This is a genomic window from Caballeronia sp. (genome assembly GCF_049581465.1).
Classification (GTDB): Bacteria; Pseudomonadota; Gammaproteobacteria; order Burkholderiales; family Burkholderiaceae; genus Caballeronia.
The window spans coordinates 1-3,407 of the sequence record NZ_JBAUSA010000744.1 but is presented as its reverse complement, the minus strand read 5'-3'; the positions used below and the strand labels follow the sequence as shown (position 1 = coordinate 3,407).

The following is a 3,407-nucleotide window of genomic DNA, read 5'->3' as shown; positions in this document are numbered from 1 at the left end:
CTGCACGGCGGCATGACGATTGCAGTAAGAAGCCCTGTGGCACAAGGCGAGACGGGGCTTTTTGGCATTCGTTGGGTGCTGTTGGGAACTGGGATGGTCCCCCCGGCAGGAATCGAACCTGCATCTAGCGCTTAGGAGGCACTTGTTCTATCCATTGAACTACGGGGAGATGCCTTCAGCGGTGATTTACTCACAAGGCGATACCACGCGCCTTGTTCGCCGGCCTGGATTCGCTGGCGAGGGCAAAGTATATCAAAGACATTCGACGCGAAAAGCGCCATTCAATCCGCTTTTCGATGCAAGGCGAGCGCCCAAAACCGTCCTGTAACGCCGCCGCACATCAGCCGCAGTCCGCTAGAGAAAGACTAATCAATCCGTCTGAACCCCCCACACCACTTCCATCGATAATGCTTGCACCGTCAGCCCATTGAAGCCATGTCCGAACTCGAATCCGCTGTGTTCGTTTTCCTGTTGCTTCTCGCGGGGACTGCCGCCGGCGTTTTCGTTCGGCCGCTGCTGCCGGAGGAGCACAAAGCCCAGGAGACGGTCAAGCTGGTACAACTTGTGGTGGGCATGCTGGTTACGTTCGCCGCGCTCGTCCTGGGCTTACTGACGGCATCGGCGAAAACGGTGTTCGACTCCGCGGACAACGACATGCGCGTCTACGCGAGCGCGCTGATCGAGCTTGACGACACCCTGCGCCAGTACGGTTCCGATGCGGACCCCACGCGCCTCATCTTGCGCACTTATACAGCGGCGGCAATTGCGTCGACATGGCCGCAGGAACCACCACCGCCCGGGAATTCCTATCCGAAAGTACAGGCGGCTCAGAGAGCGTCCGACCATATCGACAGCCGCATCCTCGGTTCGATGCTCGAAACCGCGCAGCGACAGGCGCGCGAATTGCAACCGCACGACGCCTTCCATCAGAGGCTCGCCACCCGGGCGCTCGACCAGTTCAACCGGCTGATCGAACAACGCTGGAAGCTCGTCGAAGAGGCGCGCGGCACGATTTCTACGCCGTTCAACCAGATTCTCGACTTCTGGCTGCTGATCATTTTTCTATGTTTCGGGCTGATCGCGCCGCGCAACGCGCTCGCACTGGTCGTGATCACGCTCGGCGCGGTATCGATAGCATCAGCCGTGTTCGTGATCCTCGATCTCGACGCACCGTTCACCGGTTGGATCGTCGTTCCGAGCCAGCCCATGCGCGACGCGCTCGCCTACTTGAACCGTTGAGCAGTCAGCCCAAACCCGCCACTCGATCAGAATTCGACGGCCGCAAAATCGGCCTTGCCCACGTCGCACAGCGGACAGCGCCACGTATCCGGGATGTCGGCGAAACGCGTGCCTGCCACAATGCCTTCTTCAGGCACGCCATCTTCTTCGTTGTAAATCCAGCCACAAATCAGGCAAACCCAGCTTTTATATTCGATTACTTCGCTCACGACAGACTCTTTATTCCGTTCAACAACACCAACCATAAATATTTGACCAACAACTGCACGCGCGAAGCAACCGTTTCCGGCAAAATGCGACAGCGTTGGGCGACAGGTATTTTACCGGAATTGAGAATAGCCATATTGCAAGGCCGTGATCCGTGGTCTATCGCTTTGCTGTTATGGGCGGCCACGCGCGTGTCGTATCCGCGGTGTATCCTTCCCCGGCGGATTTTTCCGGACTGTGCATACACTCATTCCACACGATAAAGCCATTCATCGGATACAAGATAGTTCAGACTGCCGGCACCCTGCGCGGCAGCCGCATTCCTCTGGGAGCAAAAAAAAAGATGTTCAAGAAACTGTTGTCGGGAGTGTTGTTGTCGAGCACGTTCCTTGTGGCTGTCGCGGCGCATGCGCAGGCGCGGGTATTTTTTATCGAACCGAAAGACGGCGCTACCGTGACGAGTCCCGTGCACGTCGTGTTCGGGCTGGAGGGCATGGGCCTTGCACCCGCGGGCGATAAAGATCCGGCCAAGGGCCACCACCACGTCCTGGTCGATGCCGGTCCGGTGCAAAAGGGTCTGGTGATCCCGGTCGACGAAAAATCGCTGCATTTCGGGAAGGCGCAGACGGAAGCGGATATCAAGCTTCCTCCCGGCGACCATACGCTGACGCTGCAATTCGGCGACGGCGCGCATCAGTCGTTCGGCCCCGAAATGAGCCAGACAATCACGATTCACGTGAAATAAGTAAATCGTGTGGTTTTATCTCAAAAACGCGGCGCAGCCGCGTTTTTTTATGGCATTGCGGCGTTCAAGCCTTGTCCTGATGGCCTATGAGTCGCGGGCATACCCGGGGGCACGGGTCAAGACCGGTACAATGGCCGCTTCCCGTATCTGCACATTTTCGGCTGCCTCCCATGTCGCTTTATTCAATTTCGGACGCGCAACTCGCGTTCGGCCACGTTGCGTTGCTCGATCACGCAGATTTTTCGCTCGAAGCCGGTGAACGCGTCGGCCTGATTGGCCGTAATGGCGCGGGCAAGTCGTCGTTGTTGAAGATCATCGCGGGCCTCGCGAAGCCGGACGACGGCCTCATCACACGGCAAAACGAGCTCACCACGGTCTACGTGCCGCAAGAGCCGGAGTTCGACCTGGACGCGTCGGTGTTCGACGTGGTCGCCTCGGGCCTGACGCACGCACGCGAACTGCTCGACGACTACGACGCCGTAGCCCATGCACTGGCCGACGCGCCGCACGAGGGCCCGGAGCATGACGCGCTGATGGCGCGCATGAACGCGCTCCAGTCGTCACTCGACTTGCACGATGCCTGGAACTGGCAGACCCGTGTGGCGACCACGCTGCAGCAGATCGGGCTGGACGGTGACATTCGGTCGGGCGCGTTGTCGGGCGGGATGAAAAAACGCGTGGCGCTGGCGCGTGCGCTCGTCGTCCAGCCAGACGTGCTGCTGCTCGACGAGCCGACCAACCACCTCGACTTCGAAGGCATCCGCTGGCTCGAAGAGATGCTCGTCACGCTGCGCACCGGCTTGCTGTTCATCACCCACGACCGGGCGTTTCTCGACAAGGTCGCCACGCGTATCGTCGACCTGGATCGCGGGCGGCTGCTGTCGTATCCGGGCAATTACAGCGCGTACCAGATCCGCAAGGCGCAGCAACTTGAAGTGGAGCAGGTCGAAGCGGCCAAGTTCGACAAACTGCTCGCGCAGGAAGAAGTCTGGATTCGCAAGGGCGTCGAGGCGCGGCGCACGCGTAGCGTCGGACGGATCGCGAGGCTGGTGGAAATGCGTAACGAGCGCGCCGAGCGTCGCAACGTGCTCGGCAACGTCAAGCTCGACGTAGGGCAGGGTGAGCGTTCAGGCAAGATCGTGTCGGAACTGACGGACGTATCGAAGAACTATGGCGACCGCAAGATCGTCGACAACTTCACGGCGACGGTCATGCG

General features: G+C 59.7%; 4 protein-coding genes and 1 tRNA gene. 3 read left to right on the top strand and 2 right to left on the bottom strand.

Annotated features, from left to right (window positions below; genetic code table 11):
- Window positions 1–94: 94 nt before the first annotated feature.
- Window positions 95–169: transfer RNA gene (locus WCA53_RS18435), tRNA-Arg, on the bottom strand.
- Between the two features lie 266 nt (window positions 170–435).
- On the opposite strand from WCA53_RS18435, the gene WCA53_RS18430 reads away from it, so the two are divergent.
- A complete protein-coding gene (locus WCA53_RS18430; RefSeq protein WP_423913710.1) occupies window positions 436–1,239 on the top strand; it encodes a hypothetical protein in 804 nt (267 codons plus the stop codon).
- Between the two features lie 26 nt (window positions 1,240–1,265).
- Here WCA53_RS18430 and WCA53_RS18425 read toward each other — a convergent pair whose 3' ends face one another.
- Window positions 1,266–1,484, bottom strand: coding sequence for a rubredoxin (locus WCA53_RS18425; protein WP_423913707.1), 219 nt, complete (start codon window positions 1,482–1,484; stop codon window positions 1,266–1,268).
- Between the two features lie 305 nt (window positions 1,485–1,789).
- Between WCA53_RS18425 and WCA53_RS18420 the strand changes: the two genes are divergently transcribed.
- Both WCA53_RS18420 and WCA53_RS18415 read left to right on the top strand, forming a co-directional pair.
- Complete coding sequence (locus WCA53_RS18420; protein ID WP_423913704.1) at window positions 1,790–2,191, top strand: DUF4399 domain-containing protein; 402 nt, start codon at window positions 1,790–1,792, stop codon at window positions 2,189–2,191.
- 170 nt (window positions 2,192–2,361) lie between these two features.
- Window positions 2,362–3,407, top strand: a 1,046-nt coding sequence (locus tag WCA53_RS18415; RefSeq protein WP_423913701.1) for an ATP-binding cassette domain-containing protein, incomplete at its 3' end; no start/stop codon positions are given.